General features: G+C 30.0%; 21 protein-coding genes and 1 other RNA gene. 1 reads left to right on the plus strand and 21 read right to left on the minus strand.

The genetic code is table 11. From position 1 onward, the window contains the following. Positions 1 to 65 precede the first annotated feature (65 nt). From iadA to yaaA, 6 genes are all read right to left on the minus strand, one after another. Positions 66 to 1,208 (minus strand): beta-aspartyl-peptidase, encoded by a 1,143-nt coding sequence (gene iadA / locus AC4PG3_RS10120; protein WP_492196511.1) that lies wholly within the window; start codon positions 1,206 to 1,208, stop codon positions 66 to 68. A 14-nt stretch (positions 1,209 to 1,222) separates the two neighbouring features. Then, on the minus strand, positions 1,223 to 2,656 hold the full coding sequence (gene nhaC / locus AC4PG3_RS10125; protein WP_492196512.1) for a Na+/H+ antiporter NhaC: 1,434 nt from the start codon (positions 2,654 to 2,656) through the stop codon (positions 1,223 to 1,225). Between the two features lie 195 nt (positions 2,657 to 2,851). Then, positions 2,852 to 4,840, minus strand: coding sequence for a sigma-54 interaction domain-containing protein (locus AC4PG3_RS10130; RefSeq protein WP_492196513.1), 1,989 nt, complete (start codon positions 4,838 to 4,840; stop codon positions 2,852 to 2,854). Positions 4,841 to 4,863: 23 nt separating this feature from the next. After that, entirely contained in the window at positions 4,864 to 5,238 is a 375-nt protein-coding gene (locus tag AC4PG3_RS10135; RefSeq protein WP_492196514.1) for a GGDEF domain-containing protein, read from the minus strand. Positions 5,239 to 5,448: 210 nt separating this feature from the next. Beyond that, a complete protein-coding gene (locus tag AC4PG3_RS10140; RefSeq protein WP_492196515.1) occupies positions 5,449 to 6,972 on the minus strand; it encodes a copper amine oxidase N-terminal domain-containing protein in 1,524 nt (507 codons plus the stop codon). Positions 6,973 to 7,182: 210 nt separating this feature from the next. Beyond that, a complete protein-coding gene (yaaA, locus tag AC4PG3_RS10145) occupies positions 7,183 to 7,941 on the minus strand; it encodes a peroxide stress protein YaaA (protein ID WP_492196516.1) in 759 nt (252 codons plus the stop codon). A gap of 282 nt (positions 7,942 to 8,223) precedes the next feature. Between yaaA and AC4PG3_RS10150 the strand changes: the two genes are divergently transcribed. Then, on the plus strand, positions 8,224 to 8,631 hold the full coding sequence (locus AC4PG3_RS10150) for an LAGLIDADG family homing endonuclease (RefSeq protein WP_492196517.1): 408 nt from the start codon (positions 8,224 to 8,226) through the stop codon (positions 8,629 to 8,631). A 314-nt stretch (positions 8,632 to 8,945) separates the two neighbouring features. On the opposite strand, the gene ssrA is transcribed toward AC4PG3_RS10150, so the two are convergent. From ssrA to pstC, 15 genes are all read right to left on the minus strand, one after another. Next, positions 8,946 to 9,274, minus strand: a transfer-messenger RNA (tmRNA) gene (gene ssrA / locus AC4PG3_RS10155). A 116-nt stretch (positions 9,275 to 9,390) separates the two neighbouring features. Continuing rightward, positions 9,391 to 9,852 (minus strand): chemotaxis protein CheX, encoded by a 462-nt coding sequence (locus AC4PG3_RS10160; RefSeq protein ID WP_492196518.1) that lies wholly within the window; start codon positions 9,850 to 9,852, stop codon positions 9,391 to 9,393. Next, entirely contained in the window at positions 9,852 to 10,274 is a 423-nt protein-coding gene (locus AC4PG3_RS10165) for a bacteriohemerythrin (RefSeq protein ID WP_492196519.1), read from the minus strand. The genes AC4PG3_RS10160 and AC4PG3_RS10165 overlap by 1 nt, the downstream gene beginning before the upstream one ends. A 230-nt stretch (positions 10,275 to 10,504) precedes the next feature. Further along, entirely contained in the window at positions 10,505 to 10,969 is a 465-nt protein-coding gene (smpB, locus tag AC4PG3_RS10170; protein ID WP_492196520.1) for an SsrA-binding protein SmpB, read from the minus strand. A gap of 166 nt (positions 10,970 to 11,135) precedes the next feature. After that, on the minus strand, positions 11,136 to 11,642 hold the full coding sequence (locus AC4PG3_RS10175) for a hypothetical protein (protein ID WP_492196521.1): 507 nt from the start codon (positions 11,640 to 11,642) through the stop codon (positions 11,136 to 11,138). Positions 11,643 to 11,647: 5 nt separating this feature from the next. Beyond that, positions 11,648 to 13,744, minus strand: coding sequence for a DUF4430 domain-containing protein (locus AC4PG3_RS10180; protein WP_492196522.1), 2,097 nt, complete (start codon positions 13,742 to 13,744; stop codon positions 11,648 to 11,650). A 386-nt stretch (positions 13,745 to 14,130) separates the two neighbouring features. Then, positions 14,131 to 16,260 carry a ribonuclease R gene (rnr, locus tag AC4PG3_RS10185; protein ID WP_492196523.1) on the minus strand — a complete coding sequence of 710 codons (2,130 nt, stop codon included), beginning with the start codon at positions 16,258 to 16,260 and terminating at the stop codon, positions 14,131 to 14,133. Positions 16,261 to 16,353: 93 nt separating this feature from the next. Then, complete coding sequence (locus tag AC4PG3_RS10190) at positions 16,354 to 17,514, minus strand: D-alanine--D-alanine ligase family protein (RefSeq protein WP_492196524.1); 1,161 nt, start codon at positions 17,512 to 17,514, stop codon at positions 16,354 to 16,356. A gap of 12 nt (positions 17,515 to 17,526) precedes the next feature. Beyond that, entirely contained in the window at positions 17,527 to 19,029 is a 1,503-nt protein-coding gene (locus tag AC4PG3_RS10195) for a UDP-N-acetylmuramoyl-tripeptide--D-alanyl-D-alanine ligase (RefSeq protein ID WP_492196525.1), read from the minus strand. Positions 19,030 to 19,053: 24 nt separating this feature from the next. Then, positions 19,054 to 19,809, minus strand: a complete 756-nt coding sequence (locus AC4PG3_RS10200) for an alpha/beta fold hydrolase (protein WP_492196526.1) — start codon at positions 19,807 to 19,809, stop codon at positions 19,054 to 19,056. Positions 19,810 to 20,021: 212 nt separating this feature from the next. Further along, positions 20,022 to 22,028, minus strand: coding sequence for a sodium-translocating pyrophosphatase (locus tag AC4PG3_RS10205; protein WP_492196527.1), 2,007 nt, complete (start codon positions 22,026 to 22,028; stop codon positions 20,022 to 20,024). A 16-nt stretch (positions 22,029 to 22,044) separates the two neighbouring features. After that, entirely contained in the window at positions 22,045 to 22,272 is a 228-nt protein-coding gene (secG, locus tag AC4PG3_RS10210; protein ID WP_492196528.1) for a preprotein translocase subunit SecG, read from the minus strand. A gap of 253 nt (positions 22,273 to 22,525) precedes the next feature. Continuing rightward, positions 22,526 to 23,269, minus strand: a complete 744-nt coding sequence (locus AC4PG3_RS10215; protein ID WP_492196529.1) for a phosphate ABC transporter ATP-binding protein — start codon at positions 23,267 to 23,269, stop codon at positions 22,526 to 22,528. Further along, a complete protein-coding gene (locus AC4PG3_RS10220) occupies positions 23,270 to 24,106 on the minus strand; it encodes a PstA family ABC transporter permease (RefSeq protein ID WP_492196530.1) in 837 nt (278 codons plus the stop codon). It lies immediately after the preceding gene. A gap of 13 nt (positions 24,107 to 24,119) precedes the next feature. Further along, entirely contained in the window at positions 24,120 to 24,980 is an 861-nt protein-coding gene (gene pstC, locus AC4PG3_RS10225) for a phosphate ABC transporter permease subunit PstC (protein ID WP_492196531.1), read from the minus strand. Positions 24,981 to 25,016: the final 36 nt, after the last annotated feature.

The following is a 25,016-nucleotide window of genomic DNA, read 5'->3' on the forward strand; positions in this document are numbered from 1 at the left end:
CTTTACTTTATAATATATTTCTATTTATTATATTCAAAGTAAAAGCCTTTGGTGAAAATTAAATTTTATTCGTATGTTCCCTTTATCAATATCTTTGAATCATCCATCATCAATTTACCTTTTGATATTACTGATTTTAATTCCATATCTCTATTTAAAATTAATAAATCAGCATCAGAATTTTCTCTTACTATTCCCTTTTTAGGATATAAACTTAAAGCCTTTGACACATTTATAGTAAAAAATCTCAAAGCTTCTTCGAGGTCAAAGTTTTCTTCTTTAACCATTTTCTTTAATTCTTCTAAAAGACTATTAACTGAAGATACTCCTATATTTAAAAGGTTCCCATATTTATCGTAATTTGAAAAACTTCCATATCCGTCAGAACTAACCAATATATTTTCTAAAGGTACCCCATTTTCCTTGGCTTGTTTTAGAGCTTTTCTTGGAGATAATTCATCATATATACCACAGGTCAGATCAATAATTCCACCTTTTTTTGCATATTCAAATCCTTCTAGTAATAATTCCTTTTTTCTATTTATGTGTGTAGGTCTAATGGTTCTAATTGGAATCTCAGTTTTTTCTAAAACCCTGTTTATTAGACCTAATCCCTCATTCCCACTACCCATATGAGCTACTACAATACCTGCCTTACCTGATATCATTCCTGCTACCCTAGCATCTGATGCAAGACGAGCTAATTCATCTTCATTTAAACTTGAAGATCTATGATCAGAAAGTGCTATTTTTACCCCTATTATTTCTTCAATAAATGCTATGTCCTTTTTTACTTCCTTTGTTAATGTAGTTGATGGATAGCCGTATGCTCCTGTATGAACATAAACAGATACTCCTTCTTCTTTTAAAGCTTTAGCCTTAGCTACTAAGTTCTCAATAGATCTGGTTGTAGAATCTGTGCCAAGAAGTCCTATAACTGTGGTAATTCCACCTTGTATCAACTTTGATAGGGTAATCTCTGGAACTCTAGTTTTAAAACTTCCTTCACCACCTCCACCTGTTATATGAACATGATTGTCGATTAGACCTGGAACTAATATCCTGTCCTTTCCATCTATTACTTTTATCTTTTCACTAAATTTTTCTATATTATCTTCTATTAAAGTTATTTTTTCATTTGTAATTAATACATCTTTTTCCCCTAGATATTCGGGAGAATAAACTTCTATATTTTTTATTAGTATCATATTAAAGCTCCTTTCTAAGCTTCTTTTTCATCTACCTTGTTTGGATCAAGCTTTGTTATACCTATACCTGTAAAGGCAAGTATGATTGCAAATACTATCCCCATATAGTTTAAAACTGCCCAAGGTATATACTCTATAGTTGAAACTCCAAGGGTAGCGCTCATATAAGCTCCTGCTGCTGACCAAGGTATAAGTGGAACCAAAACTGTACCTGAGTCTTCTAGTGTTCTAGATAAATTTTTAGGATGTAGATTTCTTATTTTATAAGCTTCTTTGAATAATTCTCCAGGAATTAATATTGATAAATAAGAGCTACCTGTTACAAATGCAACTGTAAAACAAGAAGCAATGGTAGAAAGAATTATTCCTGCCGTAGTCTTTACTTTGCTTAATAAAGCCTCTAAAACTACATCTAACATTCCTGAAGCACTTATTATCCCTGCAAAACCCATAGCTGAAAATATAAGTACTGTAGTCATAGTTACAGATACTACCCCACCCCTATTTATAAGAGTAGTGACTACGGAAGATACTTCTCCTTCAAATCCAGTCATTCCTACATTAAATCCTTGAATCAGAGATACAAAACCATTTTTTAAGCTAAATCCTTGAACAAGCATCCCTATAATTACAGATATTAAACTTGTGCCTAACATGGTAGGTATAGTTGGTAATTTAAATAGAGAACCTCCTATAATAAGTAAAACAGGTAATAATAAAATAATATTCCAATTAAACATACTGCTTAATTCACTTTGTAATGTAATAACAGTTTCAGGAGTAGTAGCTGAACCACTTGATCCCATACCTACAATAAAATATACTATTAAAGATACAATCATTGCAGGTACTGTTGTATAAAGCATATGTTTTATATGTTCGTATAATTCTGCGCCTGCAGCAATCGGAGCTAAATTTGTAGTATCAGAAAGTGGAGAAAGTTTATCTCCAAAATATGCTCCTGCTACTACTGCTCCCGCTGTTGCTGGAAGAGAAACGCCAAGACCTCCAGCTATTCCCATTATTGCAACTCCTATAGTACCTGCTGATCCCCACGAAGTTCCTGTTACAGTAGAAAGTATAGCAGATATAATAAATGCTGTTACTAAAAGATATTTTGGATTGACAATTTCTACACCATAGTAAATAATCATAGGGACTGTTCCTGAATACATCCAAGAGCCTATCAATAATCCTACACTCCATAAAATCAATGTAGCAGGAAGTGCCCTAGCAATCTTTTCGATAATCCCTTTTTGCATATCTTCCCAAGTATAACCTAAATGCCATGCAATAGCTCCTGCTACAAAAGCTGAAACTATTATTATTGGCTCTGTCCTAAGCTTTAAAAATCCTACGCCAAAGGTCAATGCAACAACCATAAATAATAAAGGTATAATTCCTTGTACAAGTGTAGGTTTTCTCTTTTCTCTCTGTTTCTTAGCCATTCTATTCACTCCTTAATATAAATTTCATTATTATATTGCAATTTACATGCCAATATTGAAATTTAATAAAATAAAATACCATATTGAATTTTCAATACATTGTAGATATGTATATTCCTAAAATTTAATTTAATACTTAATATCCGGATATAAAAATCCATAGCATGGTCAAAATTGACCATGCTATGGATTTATTTAATTATTTAAGACTTTTTTACCTCTACTATTTATCTTGCACCCTTTATTTTTTATAGTATCTATTAACCCATACTCTTTTAGGGTTTCTATTATTCTTCTAATTTTACCTTCACCAATATCTACCTTTTCATAAATTGCAATTTCTTTTAATTTAACTCTACCTAAAACTTCTCCCTTTTCATCTAATTTATTTAACACCCATAATTCATCTCTGTTTAATCGTATGTCTTTTTGTTTTGAAAGAGACTTTCTCATATAGTGATGTAATGAATTTATCCCCAAAGGTTCTCCATCATATATAAGGACTAAATATTCTACCAGATTAATTAATTCTCTCACATTCCCAATCCATTTATAATTGTTTAGAAATTCTATAGTCTCTAATTTAAGAAATTCTTCTAATGAATCTATTTTTTTACCCAAATTAATATTTATAAAATATTTTAATAGATAATTTATATCTTCTTTTCTGTTTCTAAGGGGTATAGTATAGAGTGGAAGTATATTTAGCCTGAAAAATAAGTCTATCCTAAATTTACCTTCTTCTACTAATTCTAAAAGGTTTTTGTTTGTTGCAGCTATAATTCTAACATCTATGGATATTTCTTCAAAACCTCCGACTTTTCTAATTCTCTTTTCTTCTAAAACCCTTAAAAGTTTTGACTGAACCTCTAAAGGTGTATCCCCTATTTCATCTATAAATATAGTTCCTCCATCTGCCATTTGAAAAAGCCCTATTTTTCCACCTTTAACTGCCCCTGTAAATGTACCTTCTTCATATCCAAATAGTTCACTTTCCAATATACTAGCTGATATAGTTGTCATGTTTATAGGAATAAATACATTGTTTCTCCTATATGAGTTCATATGTATAGCTTGAGCTAAGATTTCTTTTCCAGTACCATTTTCCCCTTCTATTAGAATAGTTGATTCTGTTCGTGAAAATTTTTTAGCTCTTCTAATCATATTTATAGCATTTTGGTTTACGCTCAAATAATCATTAAAATCATGTAATTTTCTTTTTATTATATCCTTATATTTGTTTTCATTTTTAACCCTAATACTATCAATTCTATCAATATTTTTAAAATACATTATATATCCAAATTCAGTAGAAAAACTCACTTTTCTAGTTTCTATAAATACTATTCTATTTTCTATTTCAATAGTTTTACTCATTTCTCTTAATTTTTCAATATTCATATCAGGTAAAAAGTATTGAATATTTTTATTTAAAATGTCCTTTTTCTTTTTTCCAAATATATATTCAAATTTAGAATTCAATCTTATTATATTACCATTGTGGTCTATAAACCCTATACCGTATTCTAAGCTATCAACTATTGTTTCTAATATTTTTTCTGATTCTTGAGTTTCTTTTCTAGATTCATCAATTGACTTTGATATCTCTACAATATCTCTTATATAATTTGTTACTAAGCTATAGTCTATAGTTTGCTCAATCCCTAAAATATACAATATATTATGTATTGACTTTATATCTAATACTCTAGTGTTTATATTTATTAGCTTTTTAGGGGTATAGGGAATTAGTTGTGGCTCACCTGGCGTTATAATTATTTCTAATTTTGGATAAGATATACACCCAGGATAGTAAGGATAGTATTTAATATGACCTAGACCTAACTCTATCAATTGTTCTATTGCTTTTTTTGATGTAGAGTAATTATCATTTACGAGCAATACATGTTCACCTTTTTTGATACTTATTATTTCTTCTATATTTTTATAATCAATTACCCTTTGTCCTACTAAGGAGGGAATGGAGATGTCAATATACTTAGTAGATCTTTCTTTTACATGCTCTGTAGTAAATAATATCAAATCTCCATAAACCTTTTTAAAATCTATTTCAGATAGAAGTATATTTTCAATATCTACAAATTGACTAATTAAAGGTCTTAATTGATTTATTAATCTAGTTCCAGTATTTTTTCCTTCGCTTATTATAATTAATTTTTTCAAAATAGTACACCCTCTTTGACTTTTTAAAAAGCTTTTATAATAGTTCTATTTCTCCCCATATCCTTTGCAATGTAAACAAACTCCGCTCCTCCATATCTGGCAAAAATATGATCCGTATTTCGTTGAGTGTTTTTAATTGAATTTGCTATTTTCTTAATGCATATATCTCCTTGGGAGTGTCCCCAATAATCATTATATTTTTTAAATTTATCAATATCCATCATAAATATTGCAATAGGATTATCCTTTAAAGAAGCTTCTTGAAAAATGGTATTTAAAGATATATTAAAACCTCTCCTATTAGAAATGTCTGTAAGTTCATCTTCATAAGCCTTTTTTTCTAATATTTTATTTCTCCTTTTTATATCTTCTAATTCTTCTTTTGTTTTGTCCTTCATAATTATCAAATCTCCAATATAATTATTATCTACTATTTGCTATTTATTTAAATTATATTATATGATTTAATTTTTTACTACGACTATATCTTTTTATTTGTAATATTTTCCTATTTTAAAAAATTATATATATTTAAAAAGTTAAATAAGAGTATATAAAAAAGGTGAAAGATTAAATTAAATCCTTCACCTTTTAGTTAATTTTAAAATTTATTTTGCATAGATTGAAATAATTCTATACTCTGCATCCCAATCAATATCAAATCCTAAGCTTTCAGCTACAAATCTCAATGGCACAAATCCAGTTTCGCCTTGAGCTACAATTTTAGATTCTAAATCTACCTTTTCTCCATTTTTAACAGCTACATCACTATTTAGATTAAAAGCTAGTACAGTGTCATCTTTTGTGATAGTTATTTCCTTTGTACTTTCATTCCAATCCACCTCAGCCCCTAATCCTGCTGCAATATCTCTTGAAGCTACATAGATGCTTTTATCTATATGCAATGGTTGTTTTGTTAAATCTAAAAATTCATCTTCTACAATTATTAGAACTGATGAATCATCTTCTATTTCTGGTGTCATATCTTCCATTAATGTTGCAAAATCTATAGAGTTCTCATCTGTAGTTTCAGGTAAAACAACATCTATATCTTCGTTTATGCTTGTAATTTTTGTATCATAAGAAATTACAAAGTTTATTGCTTGTGATGGCATAGTAGATAAGTCTTCTTTTACTTCATCAGAACTTAAACTCATAATACTTTCCGTATCAATTAAAAGGTCAATTTTACCTTCTTCACTTATAATAAAGCCATCTTTATTAACACCATAGTTGATAACTATACCATCTTTACCAAGTATATTAACTTTTTTAAATGTCTCAAAAAATTCCTTAGTCTCTTCAACTAATTTTGGAATATCCTTTGTTAAATCAATATCTTCAGATATTATTTGACCATTTAATGCCATTAATTCAGACATATAATCTTTAAATAAAGGTGCTATTTCTTTATCTTCTAAAATGCTTATAATGTTATACTTAAGGAATTTCTTAAATGAATCATCATCAAATTTAACTTGATAAATATCAACTGATTCTCCATCAATAACTTTGTCATCAAGTTTAGTAACTAATGAAAGATTTGGATCATAATTTTTTACATATTCTTTAAAAACATCAACAAACTTTTCTTGATATTTAACTACTATTTCCATCATTTCATTATAATTTACAGGAACACCCATATTTTCATAAGCTTCGTCCATTGTATCAAAATCTAATACAAGATATTCCTTATTACCCATTTCTTCTCCCATTGAAGCTTTAAGTAATGAAGGCAATTTAAAAATTTCCTTGAAAACCATCTCATTACCACTAAAGTCTAAATCTATCCATACAGAAGATTCAAAAGTTATATCATCTAATTTAACCTTAGCATCAACCTGCCCCTTCGCCATTGTTTGCTCTTCGTCAGATAGAGACTTTTGTTTTAGTTTTATATTTAGATTATTAATTGTGTTAGCAACACTATCAAAAGAAACTTGCTCTTCTTCTGATAATCCAGTACTACTTAAATCAAATTTTAAATCTGTAGTGCTTTCAACACTTAAAATCTCTTGATTTTTAATGAAAGCATCTGCTAAACCTTTTTCCTCAATAGTACATCCAGAAAATAAGGATGCAAATAATGCAAAAGCTAATAGTAAAGATAACTTTTTAATTTTTTTCACGATACTACCTCCTAATATTTTATTCGACCAAATATTTACTACATATGTCAAGAAAATAACACTGTAATAAATATACCATATGTTTCCTCTAGTTTCAAGAACTTAGATTATTATTTATTTACACATATAGATAATTGACAAAACTATATTAATAATTAGTAGGATAGATTGTCCAGAAATTACTTAGCTCTTGGTATATTTCTTTGTCTGCTATCCTTCAATCTTAATAAATACATAATTATTCTCATCAGATAATTCCTTTTTATAAACATAATTTAATCTATTAAATTTTTTAATGTTTTCTACTTCTTTAATATTGTTTTCTGCCATAAATCGTACCATTTCTCCTCTTGCCATCTTTGCTAAAGTTCCCTTTTGGATTACCTTTCCATTAATTATCTCACCAAATACACAATTTATAAACCTTATATTTCTAGTTAAATATTTAGAAATACATTTACTATATTCTTCTGATGCTAAATTTATAATGTAATGGCTTTCTGAGAAGATACTTTTGGCAATTTTATCTTTCCAAAACTCATATAGTGTTCTATATTCCCAATCTAGTAGTTTAGATTGCATTTCTAATCTATAGGGCTTAATTCCATCAAATGGTTTTAATATGCCATAAAAACCTGATAAAATTCTCAAATGTTTTTCAATATAATCTAATTGCTTATATGTTAAGACTTCTGATCCCATATATTGATATTGTAATCCTTCAAAAGATAGTATTGCAGGTGTTAAATTATTGTGTAAATCCATATTTTTAATTATATCAAAGTTTTGTCCTGCAAGTTTATCACTACATTTCCAAATGGATTTTAGTTCTTCATAGTCTAAGTTCTGTAAATAATCTAGTAATATTTTAGATTCTTTTAAAAATATAGGCATCTGTCTATGGACAAAAGCATCATTATCTATTTTCATTTTTTTAGCAGGTGAAATAATAATCTTAATGTATATCACTCCATTTCATTTAATATAGACACTTAGGCTTAATATAATAAAATTTAAAGTATATGTAAATTTTAATTTTGTTAAAAATATATATTATTTTTTTGATATTCAAGTTTAACTTATAATAATTATATCATATTTATTTAAGAATTATATGATACAGTTATTCTCTTATTGAATACCCCTCTTAACTTTAAGTGAATTAATAAATATATCATCATGATTTCTAGACATATTGTGTTTTATAAACTATAATAGATATAAGAACTTATGTTTGATGGGAGGGGTTAAATGAAAGATACAGAAAAAGCCTATTTAGCGGGTATTATTGATGGAGAAGGTAGTATAATGTTGACGAGATTCCATAGAAATGAATATCATTCACCCTGTGTATCTATTGCTTCTACAGATTTAGAATTATTAGAGTGGGTGAAGTCAACTGTCAAATCTGGTAAAATTACTTCAAAGAAAAATTATAATGAAGAAAGACATAAAGATTCATATTCTTATACAATAATATATGATGACGCAATAAACCTTTTAAAGGAAATTGAACCATATTTAGTAATATTCAAAAAACGAGCTCGGGCTCAACATATAATTTCTAAATATAAACTAGTTACACTTAGAAATGGAAGATACAATGAAAAACAAAGATTAGCAAAAGAACAATTTTATAAAGACTTCATTGCATTATAAAAGCTTTGATTCTAATATTAGAATCAAAGCTTTTATCCACCTATGTATGGTGGAGGCGGTGGGACATGTAATCCAATAGTTTCCTAAAGGCACTGACTATATCTTAAGGTCATAGACCTCTTTGGCGTATTATAGAAGTATATTATAGTTTTTACCTTCTATCCTAGTACTGCATATCAATTTGACTTAGCAGCCTATAAGTCGATAGATCGCTGAAAGATTTCTCCTCATACGACTCGGTATTAGCATTTCAAAGCTTTCACCGATAAAGCCAAATTTTCACCTATGAATTGCTTCATAGGGCGACTCCTACTTGAATCGAACCCACGTCCGAAAACACTTCCACAAGAGCTTCTCCGAGTGCATTCAGTAATTTGACATTCCCTCCACTTGACTCCTACTGACAGGATTCAAGCTTTAGTAGCTTCATAGTTTCCGTTCTTAGCTCAAAGCTTTGCTAAGCTCGGTTCCCCGCTAGATTGACGTTCTATCCCAAGTCACGGGATACCTAGGTAGAACGGACAGCTTTAACTAAGCTGCAAATGCGTAATTATTGTTGTCGTTTCTTTTTTGGTGCCACTTTTTACGTTGTTTGGCGACAACGACTCGCTACTCCTGATTCCACATCTCCGTCGAAACCAAATTCGCCCCCATAATTAACTACAGACACTTCTGCCTATAATTAATTATAACAATATCTTAATTGCATGTCAACTCAACTACCCAGATAAGCATATTGGCTTTTCCTTAAATTTTACTTTAATTTCCGCTTAAAAATATAGATATACTGAATTCACCAATAGAAGTATTTAGTGGAATGAGTAATGCCTGTTTATTTGCCATAGAAACAGATCTATGTTCCCCAACAATAATTTGCGGAGGAGTTATATCACATGTATAATCATATGATGATAAATTTGTTATAGCATTTCCACTAATAATATTTGCAATTTCTCCTAAAGCAGATGATACAAAAACATCTATTTCATCCATCTCCATTCCTGCCATGATTTGAACTATTTCTAAAGCCATAGCCTTAGTAAAGCTAAAGAATACAGTTCCTTTTATGTCTCCAGTAACCCCTAGCATAATATTAGCGTCTCCATTAGATGATAAACCTTGTATTAATTGTAAATCTCCTCTTTCTACTTTTTGATCTAACATAAGTTTAAATACTTCTTTAGTCGCACCATAAAAAGAGTTTATATATTCTGCCTTCATTATGCATCAACTCCTTTATGATTAATATATTCTCCAATTTTTTGATCCATTTTCCCTACATGCATAATTAACCAAGCCATTAATTTAGCACTGAATTCTTGCATTTTCTCTTCAGTAAAACCTCCATTTATAAAAATTTCTACATATTCATTTATACCTGCTTTAAACTTTCTATGAGCTTCCTTATGAATATCAATATCTGGATAATTTATACTTTCTTGAAATTTCTCTTCATCATCAAAATGAAATACCACATAGTCTTGTAAAAAACTTAATACTTCCTTTGCTTTACTCAACCTATCCTCCCATTCAACATCCTTATTCCGAACTATTTGTATAAACTCTTCTAAGCGTTTAAATAATTCATAATGTTGGTCATCAATTGACTCAACTCCAACCTTGTATTTATCTTTCCACATCATTAAATTTAGTCCCCTCTTTTCTTCAAATTATATATCAATTAATTATATTTAGAATTATAATATTGTTAATTATAATTTAGTTAAGTATAGAAATCTAAATATTTCCTTACGTATTTATATATCGGTTACAGTAATTATTTTTTAACAATTATTATAAATATTATCCTCGACTCCAAAGTAGAAGAATAAAATAGAGCTTTAGTCTTATAAGACTAAAGCTCTATTTTATTCTAAATATATTTTTGACTTAATTGTTGTCTAATTCTTCTATCTGCATCTTTTTTAGCTATATCTTGTCTCTTGTCATATAGTTTTTTACCCTTTGCTGTAGCTAACTCTAGTTTTATCTTCCCATCTTTTAAATACATAGATAGAGGAATCAGGGTAAGTCCCTTTAAATTTAAGTCTGCTGCAAGTTTTCTTATCTCCCTTTTGTGAAGTAAGAGTTTTCTCTTTCTTAAAGGATCTACATTATAAATATTTCCTTGTTCATAGGGGCTTATATGACAACCATATATATATACTTCTCCATTGTCTATTGTAGCGTAGCTCTCTTTTAAATTTACTTTTCCCTGTCTTATAGATTTAACTTCAGTGCCTTTTAGAGCTATACCAGCTTCTATAGTGTCTTCTATAAAGTATTCATGTCTTGCTTTTCTATTACTTGCTAAAATTTTCCTATCTGGTTTTTTCATATAATCCCCCTTGTTCTTTAATACAATTAGTCTAGCAAATCTATTTATTCATGTCAATCTCCTTGGACATGAGGATATTGTCAATTAATTCTTATAAAACAATTGTAAATACTTTTATAAGAAAATTAGAATAAGATAAAATTCCTATCTTATTCTCTTCCGTACTCTACTTCACTTCAACATATGGATAACTTATCCTTTTCTCCACTTTACTTTCATCTGATTCAGGATATTTTACACAAAACCATTCATAATGCTCTACTATACTAGTTCCTGGCTCCGTAAATTTTATATGACGATTGCAGCGTATCCCTCTACCATCAGCTGGAGAATATACGCTCATACTTATATCCATCACATTCATCGATAAGAGTTGCTCCATTTCATAATACATATATTGGTCAATTTTTTCACATACATCATATCCCATTTGATATATCTCTTCATCTGTCAGCTCTTCTCCTACTATCCTTACTTTAAAGATAGTAGTCGGGCTAGGTCCATAACTAAGATTTGTCTCTGTAATAGCCTCTTTATTTGGAATATCTATCATTTTTTTAATAAGCTCTTGATATCTCCAGTTATAGTTGTTTTTATACCTTACTACTACAACCATAACTACAACTGCAAATATAAAAGTAATAATGAATGTTTTTCTAGATGGCTTTTTCATATTCCCTACTCTCCCTTCGGGTATAATTTATAAGCATAAAAATTAGAATAATAATTCCCCATTTTATTTACTAGCAATTCACCACTTATGGAAAATCTCCTTCCCCATGAGGAAAATGCCACAAACTTATCTCCAGTTATCCCATTCTTAAAATACTTGGTAATTGTCATCCAATGTAATTTAAAATCTGAGTCTTTTAAAATTTTAAGTTTCTCACTTTGCTCAATATCATTTAACAAATACCTTGTTTCAATGGAGGGTTCTAGCCCATTAAACATCATTATGGGAATATCATCATTCAACTGTTCTATAAAAAATGCCTCTACAGTATTTGGCTTCTTATTATTTGGCTCAGATACTGTAAAATCAAATCCTGTTATGTATTTCAATGAATCAAAAACAGATCTCATATCTCCAGTAGTCACTCCCCAGTAATTGGGGATTTGTGCAAGATCTGCATAGAAATCTAGAAATTTTAAATATTCTGCTCTAGTAAAGGACTTATTTCTCAAATTATAATTGAATGTCTTATCAAAATTTTCCTTTTTATAATCGTGATTAGGTATCAGATTAGGCTTCTTCATTCTATTCATATCAGTATACTTCAGTAAGTCCTTAAAACCATGATAATCCTTCCCTATATGATACATAATCACATCTCCAAAAGCTACAGCACCACAACCCCTTTCATTTAGACATTCTCCTGTTTTCCCTGTCTTACTAACAAAACCGTCTGTATTCTTCCACCATAATTGCCGTCCTCCATAGCTGCATATGGATTCATCATATATATTTACATATTCCTTATTGTTCTCACTACTTTGCCTTTCACTTTTAAGTTCTGCCACTGTATGGCTAATAGATGAGTCTAACGACTTCATTTTTTGCTCCATTATATAGTCTAAAAGTTTCTCATTGGACTCACGATAGTTTTTAACCTCATATAGTTTTTTTTCCTTGTATTCTTCATTTCTTGTGATACCATTTGAATTTTGTCCTGTTTCAATATAGTAAGCAAAGGGAGGACTGTATCTAACTTGCTCTCCTAAATCCGTGTACTGTTTAATCTGGCCGTAATTATATGGAAATGGGTCAATAATATAAAGAGTCAATTTATCACGTAATGCTCCAATATTTAAATGTCCGGAAATCTCTCCATTACTATCCTTATATGGAACTGCATATACGAATAAATCTCCATCTTCATCATATAAAGGTCTTTTTTCTCTAATAATTGTATTATCTTTACCATTTAAATCCCAAAGATAATTTTCTGCAAGTCTATATACCTCTTCTGAAGAAAAATACATGCTTCCCGTCTCTTGAAGTGCATTATCAATATCTTCTTGTGTGGCCAAAGGATTTGTTAAAATATCCCAAGCTTCATAGTATCCAGGGCTTTCTAGAGAAAATTCTCCATTAGCCATGACTTTTATTAGATTATCCTTATTTCCTGCTTGCTGTGCAATACTGGGCATACCCCAATCTATATCTGCATTAATATCTGCTCCATATCCATAGATTGTATATTGCCATCTTACCACATCTCCATCTTCTAGAAAATAGTCTGCTGCCCCTATGTTAGGAAATGAATTGTTTACACTATACATCCAACCACTCATATCAGTATAATCAAATTCACCTAAATATCCCATATGATAATCTTCAGGTTCACCTATAATATCAGTTATATATTTAGGTATTTGTACATCATAATCATAATCTTCTACACTGCTGAGATAAAACCCGTTGTCGATTGTTCCTGTCATAGTATAATCTCTGTCTACACTTTCAAGGATATCTGTAATAACTTTAGAAACTCTAGTACCTTCTGGAACAGTCACAAGGACCGGTTCAATAATATATCCCTGCCCTATTGTAAATTTCTCCATGGTCACTACTACTGTAATATACTCTTCTGATAAAGCATCTGCTTTAAGATTTGGATTTTGGTTTATATCCTCTTCTACATGTTTTTCTTCATGATTAAATATCATATTGGCTAAAGATTGTAAGTTATCAGCATAAGCTATACCAATTGTGTTAAAAATTAATACAAAAACGAGAAAAGATACTGTAAATAATTTTCTAGCAAAATTCATTACTACCCCTCCCTTGGTAATTTTGACAATTTTAAATACTTATACATCCCATGTGTTCTAACTTAGTATCGGAGTCTCCTTTACTACTACTCCTTCACAATAGCGGTAATATTCAGAATTTCGATTCCGATTCCTTACCTTGATGATAAATAGTATAAAACGTTTTCAACTTGATTACATATTATACCATCTGTATAACAATATATCAATTTTAAGATTTTTTATGATAGTATCTATTACTATTGACTTTTATAATAATAATTAAAATAATATATGTATAATTACATAATATAATAGAATTAATAGAGAATTCCTCCTTTAGGTATGACTTTTGTCGATTATATTATACCAAATGTGGAGTAATTCTCTATTTTTTTATCCTACACTTATTTTACGCTAAATTCTTCATCTATTATTTGAAAATCTATACTTCTTCTTGAGATATCTGCATCTATTACTTCTATCCTCACTGTATCTCCTAATCTATATATTCTTTTACTTCTTTCCCCTATTACATAGTAATTTTCTTCATCAAATACATAATAATCATCTATCATATTATTAAAGTGTACTAAACCTTCTATGGTGTTTTCAAGTTGAACAAATATACCAAAGCTTGTCAAAGAAGATATAATCCCATCATACTCTTCTCCGATTCTATTACTCATATACTGAGCAATCTTTAAATCTTCTACTTCTCTTTCAGCCTCTTCTGCTCTTCTTTCAGTCATAGAAGTGTGGTCTGCTATCTCAGGCATATCTTTTTTTAATTTTTCTTGTTTTTTATCTGTAAGTTTTCCATTTACATACTGTTTTATTATTCTATGAATTACTAAGTCTGGATACCTTCTAATAGGTGCAGTAAAGTGAGAATAATACTTTGAAGCTAATCCAAAGTGTATGTCTGCTTCACTACTATATTTAGCTTTTCTTAGAGATCTAAGTAGAAGGGTATTTATTAGAGGTTCTTCTTTTTTACCTTCTACTTCTTCAACTAGCATTTGTAAATCTTTAGGATGTACTTCTTTTCCCTTTATTACATATCCAAAATTATGAATTAGTTTATTGAAAGCTTCAATTTTTTCTTCTGCTGGATTCTCATGTATTCTATATAAAAATGGTATCTCTGACCAGAAGAATCTTTCAGCTACAGTTTCATTTGTAACTAGCATAAACTCTTCAATCAATCTATTTGCTATTCGTCTTTCTGCCTTCTTTATCTCTACAGGTCTACCTTTTTCATCTAGTGTGATTTGAGTTTCTGGAAAATTAAAGTCTATACTACCTCTATTTTTTCTCTTGTCATATAATATCTTCATTAATTCTTCCATCAATTTTAATTCATCTAATAGATCTTTTAATTTTTCCTTTGAAGCTTCATCCTCATTCTCTAGATAGTCTGATACATCCTCATAGATTAATCTAGCTTTACTTTTTATAACTCCTTCTACTATTTCATGATCTACTACATTCCCTTTAGAGTCTATCTCCATAAATACTGAAAGGGATAGTCTATCTTCATCTGGATTTAAAGAGCAAATACCATTTGATAGTTCCTCAGGTAGCATAGGAACTACTCTATCAATTAAATATACAGAGGTTCCCCTCTTGTATGCTTCTTCATCTAAATCATTTCCTTCTCTTACATAATGAGATACATCTGCTATATGGACTCCTAATTTGAAATTATTATTTTCTAGTTTTTCAATTGAAATAGCATCATCTAAGTCCTTAGCATCTGCTCCATCAATTGTAAAGGTCTTTAAATCTCTCAAATCAACCCTGTTTTCTATGTCTTTTTCTGGGATAATTTGAGGAATTCTTTGAGCAAACTCTCTGACCTTATTTGGAAATTCTTCAGGTAGTTCAAATTGTCTTATTATTGATAATACATCTGTCCCCTTCTCATCTATATATCCTAGCACCTCTATTACTTTACCTTCTGGATTTCTACGCGCCTCTGGCCATTTTGTTATCTCTACTACTACCTTCTGTCTATTCTTGGCACCATTTATGTGGGATTTAGGAATAAATACATCATAAAATATTTTTTTATCATCTGGTATTAAGAACCCAAAATTTTTGCTCTCCTCAAAAGTTCCTACTAAATATGTGTTTTCCCTCTCAAGTATCCTTATTATTTCTCCTTCAGCTCTTCTATCTGCAGAAGATCTATTGATAATATTTACTATTACCTTATCTCCATTCATTGCACCTGACATATTTTCTGCAGGTATAAAAATATCATCTCTATCTGAATCTTTATTTATTACAAACCCAAAACCCTTTTCATGTCCTTGCAAAGTTCCCACTAATAGAAAAGAACTATCTAAGATATTATATCTTTCATCCTTTGATTTAATTATCATACCTTCTTTTTCTAAGCTATCTAATACTTGATAAAACTCTTTCTTATCAGCTTTTCCTAAATCAAAGGCAATTAAGAGTTGTTCTTTTAACATAGGCTTATATCCTGATTGATTCATGTATTCTAAAATTTTTTCTCTTATACTCATTGTGAATTCTCCTTTAAAATTTATTATAATCTCTTATACTAGTATTTACCCTTTTCCTATAAAAAAATGTAAGATATTTAAATATCTTACATTTTAAGCTTTTCCTCCATATTGAATTCTATTAAAAAGATTAGAATCAAAATTGTACATATTTCCTTGTTTTTCTTTACTTCTCTTAAGAGCAATATTTATAAGTTCATCTATTAAATCTTTAAAGGAATATCCTTTCTTTTCCCATAAGTAAAATCCAATTGAACCTGGCAATGTATTTATCTCATTTACATAGACATTTTCATCTTTATCTATTAAGAAATCTATTCTAGAAGTTCCACTACCATCTATGGAAATAAAGACTTTTTTAGCTAAGTCTTCTATTGTCTCTCTTAACTTATCTTCTATATCTGCTGGAATTATCCTTCTTTCTCCTGATGATTTTCCTCCTTTTGAGTTACTTTTTATATATTTATCTTCAAAAGTCAGTACTTCTTTCCAACCTAATGGTTCTTCACATAGAGAAGTCACCACTTCCCTATCATATCCTAGTACAGCACAGTTTATCTCCCTTGGGTTTTCTACTGCATTTTCTATTATGATTTTCCTATCATAATTTACTGCTATTTCTATTGCAGCTATTAAAGCTTCCTTATCTTTAGCAATATTTATTCCTATACTAGAACCTAAATTTGCAGGCTTCACAAATAGAGGATATTTCAAGCTATCTTCCACACTCTTTAAGACATTATCTCTATTTTCATTCCAATCTGATCTATAAAACCAATAATAGTCAACTACAGGAAGTGAATTTGATTTAAATACATCCTTCATAAGTATTTTATCCATACCTACACTTGATGCTAATACTCCACCACCTATATAAGGGATATCCATAAGCTCAAAAAGACCTTGGATAGCGCCATCTTCTCCATGAGTTCCATGTAAAGCTAAAAAAGCTATGTCTATATTGTCTACTACCTTTTTCCCAAACATTCCTAAATCATTTGGATTCCTATATAGATTAAAATCACCAGGCTTATGTGCCATAAAAACTTCAATTGCATCATTTAGATTATTATTCTTAAAGTTTTTAAAATCCATTAGACAATCACCTGTAAGCCACTTACCGTCTTTGGTTATATATATGGGAATTGGCTTGTATTTTGTTTTGTCTATATTTTCTATTACTTGCATTCCTGTAATAACAGAGACCTCATGTTCAACACTTCGTCCCCCAAATATTACGCCTACTTTTTTCATTCAAAAATCCCCCTATTCACTATAATTGTCTGGTAAATCATTTTCAAATAGCACAACATCTTTTGGTTTTCCAATATTGGCTAAATGGTTTGAAGCTTCATCTAGAGTATTTACTATAAATATATTTGATGGGTTAAAATTAGACTCCATTAATCCTTCATATATAGGCTTTGATCGTTTTTCCCCTATTAATATTGCAAAGTCACAAGTTTTACCTATATTTCTGCCAAATTCTTTATTTGCTTCTTCTTCCATATCTCCTAATTCTACCATGCCTGGAGTTACTATTATCTTTCTACCTTCTTTGAATTGACCTAAAACTTCTAAAGCAGCCTTTGTACCTATTGGATTTGAATTAAAGGCATCATCTATGATTATCATACCAGTGCCAGGATTAATAATATTTAATCTGTGAGGAATCGGGTCTATCTTTTCTATACCTCTAGCTATCTCTTCAAAAGTTAGTCCTAAAATTTTGGCTACACTTGCTCCTGCAAGGATATTATAGATATTATGCTTACCAAGAAGCTTAGTTGTACATCTTATACTGCTACCTTCTTTATCCTTAAGTGTAAAGGAGGATCCAAACTCTGAAACTTCTATTTCATCTGCATATATACCTGGCTCTTCTTTATTATCTAAACTATAAACTAATTTTTCTTTAAAAGTCTTATCAGCTAATTTTTTTACATAATTATTATCATAATTAAATATAGCTACACCTTCCGTAGGTAATTCTTCAATTAATTCATACTTAGTTTTCATTATAGTATCTATGTTCTTAAAAGTTTCCATATGAACTGGACCTATGGCTGTTATAACCCCTATATCTGGCTGTACTAACTTAGCTACTTCTCTTATCTCACCAGGTATTCTTGCACCTAGTTCTGCTATAAATATTTCATGTTCTTCATTTAATTCATTATTTATAACCTTTGATAATCCCATAGGAGTATTATATGACTCTGGAGTGTTTAAAACATTAAACTTTTCCGCCAATATAGTTCCTATAATAAATTTAGTACTAGTCTTTCCAAAGCTACCAGTTATACCAACTACAGTTAAATCTTCCATTGACTTTATCTTCTCTTGTGCCTGTGTATAAAATCCTAAATTTATATTTTTTTCTATGGGAACCATTATAAAATTAGATATTAGCATGGTTAGTGCTTCAAACTTATAAACTAAAAATCCTATTAGAAAAAGTAAAATATAGGATGACCATATATTTTTGCTTAAAAGTAAAACAATAACTGGAATTAAGAGTATTACTTCATTTACCACTAAATTTGTTCTATATAGTCTTGTTGCTCTCTGTGTAAATACAAGAGGTTTTTTTACTGGTTTATCATCTCTTTTAAGATTAAAAGTTCTAGCTTTATTTTGAAAGATCCATTTTTTATAATTATCATTATCATATTCTTCTAACTGTAACATGTGTAGTGAAAACTTTGACCTCTGAGATATAAAATACAATATAACAAAACTCAAAATCAAAATTATAGCAATTTCCATATTATCCCTCCAAAAAATCTCTTATTAGAAAAAAGAATTTATAACATTTTTAAATTTATAATAGTCATCTAAATAAGAGTAATGACCTGTGTCTTTTAATACTACTAATCCACTGTCTTTTATGTGTTTTTCCATTATTTCACCCATATATAAAGGAGTATCTTCATCTTTGTCTCCCCAAATCAAAAGAGTAGGTGCTTTTATATCTTTTAATATAGGGCTCAAATCTTCATTTACAACCTTTACAAGGATCTTTCTCATAATACCACTTGAGTCTTGATAGTCATCAGAGCCAAACTTCTTATAAAACTTCTCCATTTTTTCTTCATCTTTTATCCAAAAAAATAAATTTCTATAAATAAATTTCAAACTTTTAAAGCTATATACCTTGATATAATAGTCTATTCCCCTTTTTGGAATTAGTCCTGCACTATCTATAAGTACTATCTTCTCTACCAATTCAGGATATTTAGATCCTAGTATAATTGATAATTTCCCTCCAAAAGAATGTCCTATAAGTTTAACTTTTGATAGTTTTTCATCTTCTATGAATTTTTTTACTATCTCTGCGTATTCAAATGAATCTATTACATCCATAGGCTCATCTGATTTTCCAAAGCCTGGTAAATCCATTGCATATACTTTGTATCTATCTTTTAATATGTTAACTATGGGAATTACTGTATCTATATTGGCTCCCCAACCATGAAGAACTACTATAGCTTCTCCAGTTCCTTCTGTTATGTAATTAATATTTAATCCATTTATCACTTTATTCATATAATCTTCCTTATATATATCTATTATATTATATACTATTACTTATAATAATATTATTATTACCAATTTAACATTATATCATATTATGTAAGATTTATACAGTTTTAAAATTTTATTAAACCATTGTCATTATATGGTATAAAGACTTTTAACAAATAAAAAAGTGACCAATAAATTTAACTCTATCGGCCACTTTTTATTTACTTTATCTCTTAGAATAACATACCACCATAATTTACGAATAATTGAGCAAATACTAAAGATACTATTGTCATTAATTTTATCAATATATTTAATGATGGTCCAGATGTATCTTTGAAAGGATCTCCTACAGTGTCCCCAGTAACTGCAGCTTTGTGAGCTTCACTACCTTTTCCACCATGATTTCCTTCTTCAATATATTTTTTAGCATTATCCCATGCTCCACCTGCATTACTCATGAAAATCGCCATTAATACACCAGTAACAAGGGCTCCTGCTAAAAGTCCACCTAAAGCTTCTGCTCCTAATAATAGACCTATTAAAACTGGTGCTATTACTGCCATAATTCCTGGAATTACCATCTCTTGTAGAGCTGATTTTGTACTTATATCTACACAAGTTCCATATTCAGGAGTAGCTTTACCTTCCATGATTCCTGGAATTTCTTTAAACTGTCTTCTTACTTCTTCTATCATAGCAAAAGCTGCTTTTCCTACAGCGTCCATTGTCATTGCTGCAAATAAGAATGGAAGCATTCCACCTATAAATGCACCTGCTATAACAGTTGGCTTTGTTAAATCTATACCACTAAGACCTACAGCTTGTGTATAGGATGCAAATAAAGCTAGTGCAGTCAAAGCTGCTGAACCTATTGCAAAACCTTTACCTATAGCTGCAGTAGTGTTTCCTACAGAGTCAAGTTTATCTGTAATTTCTCTAACTTCTTCTGGTAATTCACACATCTCTGCAATTCCACCAGCATTATCAGCTATTGGTCCATAAGCATCTACTGCTATAGTCATACCTGCTGTAGAAAGCATACCTACTGCCGCTAATGAAATACCATATAGTCCTTGAGCTGGATTTGCATCCCCACCTGATACATAGTATGCTACTAAAATACCAACTGCAATTACTAATATTGGTCCTGCTGTAGATATCATACCAACTGAAAGACCACCTATTATGTTTGTAGATGCTCCTGTTTCAGATTCTGCAGCTATTCTCTTAACTGGATTATGATCTGCTGATGTATAGTATTCTGTCATTCTTGCTATTATTAATCCTACTACAAGTCCTGCAAGTATTGATACAAAAGGCTTGTATGAACTTAATATATAATTGCTTAAAAAGAAACCCGCTACTATTGTAATCAATGAACTAACTAAAGTACCATTGTTTAATAGCTTTTGAGGATCCTTGTCTCCTCTTACAAAATAAACACCTATGATTGATGCTATAATTCCCACTGACGCTAGAGCAATTGCAAAATATACTCCCTCTTCTTGATATGCAACTAATCCCAATGTGATTGCTGATATCAATGCTCCTACATAGGATTCAAAAAGGTCTGCACCCATTCCTGCTACGTCTCCAACATTGTCTCCAACATTGTCTGCTATAACAGCTGGATTTCTAGGATCATCCTCTGGAATTCCTGCTTCAACTTTACCTACTAAGTCTGCTCCTACATCGGCTGCTTTTGTGTATATACCTCCACCTACTCTTGCAAATAAAGCTATAGATGAAGCTCCCAATCCAAATCCTGTTATAATGCTTGGATCTTTAAATAATAAGTAAAATACACCTACTCCTATAAGTCCTAGACCTACAACACTCATACCCATTACTGCTCCACCAGAAAATGCTACATTTAAAGCTTTGTTCATTCCTGATTCCATAGCTGCATTAGCAGTTCTTACATTCGCCTTTGTAGCTACTCTCATACCAAAATAACCTGCAAAAACTGAAAATAATGCCCCAAATAAAAAGCATATTGCTGCTTTAAATCCAAGTCCAGGTACAAATATCAAAATTACAAAAAGTGCTGCTACAAATATTCCTAAAGAAGTATATTGTCTCTTTAAAAAAGCCATAGATCCATCTTGAATATATGTAGAAATCTCTTTCATCCTTGCATTCCCTGGATTAACCTTATTAATACTGCTTGCCTTATAAAAAGCAAAAAGCAAAGCCAATATACCTACTATTGGCGCTAAAACTAAAACAAAATCCATTGTTTCTCCTCCTCTGTTATTTAGCTGCTAATATGATAGTCGATATCATAAATAGAACAGCTGCGATAATTGTTATTCTCTGTAAAATAGCTTCCTTACTTGTACCTTTATTTTTACCCCATAATGCACTTGGGCCTCCGCCGCCTATGGTGCCTATTCCACCTTCGCTACCTTCTTGTAACAATACACTTATGATAACTACCAGTGCTGATGCCAATAAAACAATTGAAAAAAATGTTTGCATTACTACACCTCCCGTTTATAACTATATTAAAATTTCATTCCTAGTTAACATTAATATTCTAACATAGAGGATAAGAAAACTCAACATAGTTTTTTTATACGATGAAATATTTTGATTATATTTTAACTAACATTATTGATATTAATTCTGCATATGCAAAATTAATAGTTCTTTTCCTCAACTAATCCATATTTTATCTTTATACGATCTAATTTTTCAAGCATGGGTTCTCCCGTTTTATGGGTGCTTTGCTCTAGCCATATAATCCTTCTAAATATTCCTTTGTCCGTTTATCTTTTGGATTAGAGAATACTTCTTCCGTCTCACCATATTCTACTAATTCTCCATCTAATATAAATGCAGTGTAGTCAGATATTCTTTTAGCTTGATGTAAATTATGAGTCACAATTATTATAGTATATTCACGAGAAAACTTTAACAACATGCCTTCTATAATTCTAGTGTTTTTTACATCCAATGCAGAACAAGGCTCATCTAGTAATAGAACTTCTGGCTCTACCGTCAATGCTCTTGCTATTGAAAGTCTTTGCTGTTGCCCTCCAGATAATTTCATGGCTGACATATTTAAATCATTATTTATCTCATCAAAAAGTCCTACTCTTTTTAAATTTCTTTCAACTATATCCTTTAACTTATTCTTTCCTTTTACTCCATAATATATAGGTCCATAAGTCATATTTTTATATATAGACATAGGAAAAGGTGTAGGTTTTTGAAAAACCATTCCTATCATTTGTCTTATACTTTCTTTATTATAGTCTTTAATTTCTTTATCCCTAAAAATAATCTCTCCAGTATATTTGCCTCCATGCTCCTCTAGCATTAAATTAAGAGTAGTAAGAAAAGTAGATTTCCCACAACCTGATGGTCCTATAATAGCTGTAATTTTATTTTTCTTAAAAGTCATAGATAAGTTTTTTAATACTAATTTATTATCATAACTTACATTCAAATTATTTACCTCTATTATTTTCATCTATCTATGCTCCTTTCTTTTTCTATCAAAAGTTAAAAATAAAATATTTATTAGAAGAAGCACAATAATAAGAACTGCAGCAGTACCATAAGCTTTTTCCATAGATATTCCTTCACCTACTAATATATATAGATGAAAAGGTAATGCCATAACAGGTGAATATATAGACTTTGGTATTGGAGCAAAAATCACAGCACCAGTTAATATTATAGGTGCAGTAGCCCCCATTGCAAATCCTCCTGCTAGAAGTATGGTTGAAATGATATCCCTCTTATATACTGGCAATATTAATTTAAATATAGTATAAAATTTTGATATACCCAATGAATAGGATGAATTAACAATACTTGTATCTATTTCATTTAATATCTTCTCTATCCTAACTTCAATATAAGGAAATATCATAATTCCCAGTGTTATTCCTGCTGTTAAAAGAGATCTATGAATATTTAAATATACTATTAATAATGTATATCCAAACATACCTAAAATTATAGAAGGAATTCCAGCCATACATTGTATTATCATATGAATTATACCGCTTATTCTTTTTGATTTACAATAAAATACAGTGTATATAGCTGTTGCAATAGCCGAAAAGGCAGCAAAAAAACAAGCGGTAAACATTAAGAATAAACTCCCTATAATAGCAGGTAGTATGCCACCTTCTACCCCTAATGGAATACCCTTTGGCTTACTAAAAATAAATTCTAAATTAATTGAACTTAACCCCTTTGTAAAGATAAATCCAATAATAAATAGTACAATTGTAGCTACTATACAAACACTTAATGTAATCCATAATTTGAAAATATTATCTTGAATTTTTTTCTTCATATTATTTCAACCTTTATATTAACTTTCTTTTAATTATATATATTATAATGTTAATAATAAGCAAAATCATCATCAATACAAAACCTGAAGCATAAAGAGCATGGTAATGTAAACTTCCAATCTCTGCCATACCCATTTCAAGTGCTATTAATGATGGTATGGTTTGGCATTTTCCCAGTAGTTTAGGCATAATCGGAGCATTTCCTACTACCATCATTACGGCCATTGTTTCCCCCAAACCTCTACTCAGTGCCAATACAGCTGCAATCAAAATGCTCCTTTTACTATTTGGTAAAACTATATTTCTTATCATATATCTTTTAGAAACTCCTAAAGCATTGGAATACTTAGCATATTCATTGTAGGTTTTCTCCATTGATTCTTCACATGTGGAGATAATAAAGGGTAACATCATAACAGAAATAACTATACCACCTGCTAAAACTGATTCTCCTGTGGAAAAGGATAATTTTGTTTCAAAGAACTTTACTACAACTTGCAATCCAATAAAGCCGTAAATAACTGAGGGTATTCCTGCTAATATATCTACAACTCGCCTAATTATTTGCTTAGCCTTCATGTTTGTATAACTCGACAGGAAAACAGCATTACCTACTCCTATGGGTAGTGCTATAATTAGTCCCAAAACTGAAATATACACGGTTCCTAATATAATAGGAAATATAGATAACTTATCTGCTGAATTAAGTGGATTCCATTTTCTTCCAAACATAAAGTTTTTTATTGGTACTTCTTTAAAGAATACAATACTCTCCTTTAAAATAAAAAATACAATAAAGGAAAGTATCAATAAAGAAAATAATGTTAAAATATTTACTATTACTTTGAAAATCTTATTTTCTAAAGTTCGCACTTAATCACCTCAAAAAAGGGACCCTAGAGTCCCCTT

The organism is Tissierella sp. QWL-11 (assembly GCF_058683765.1).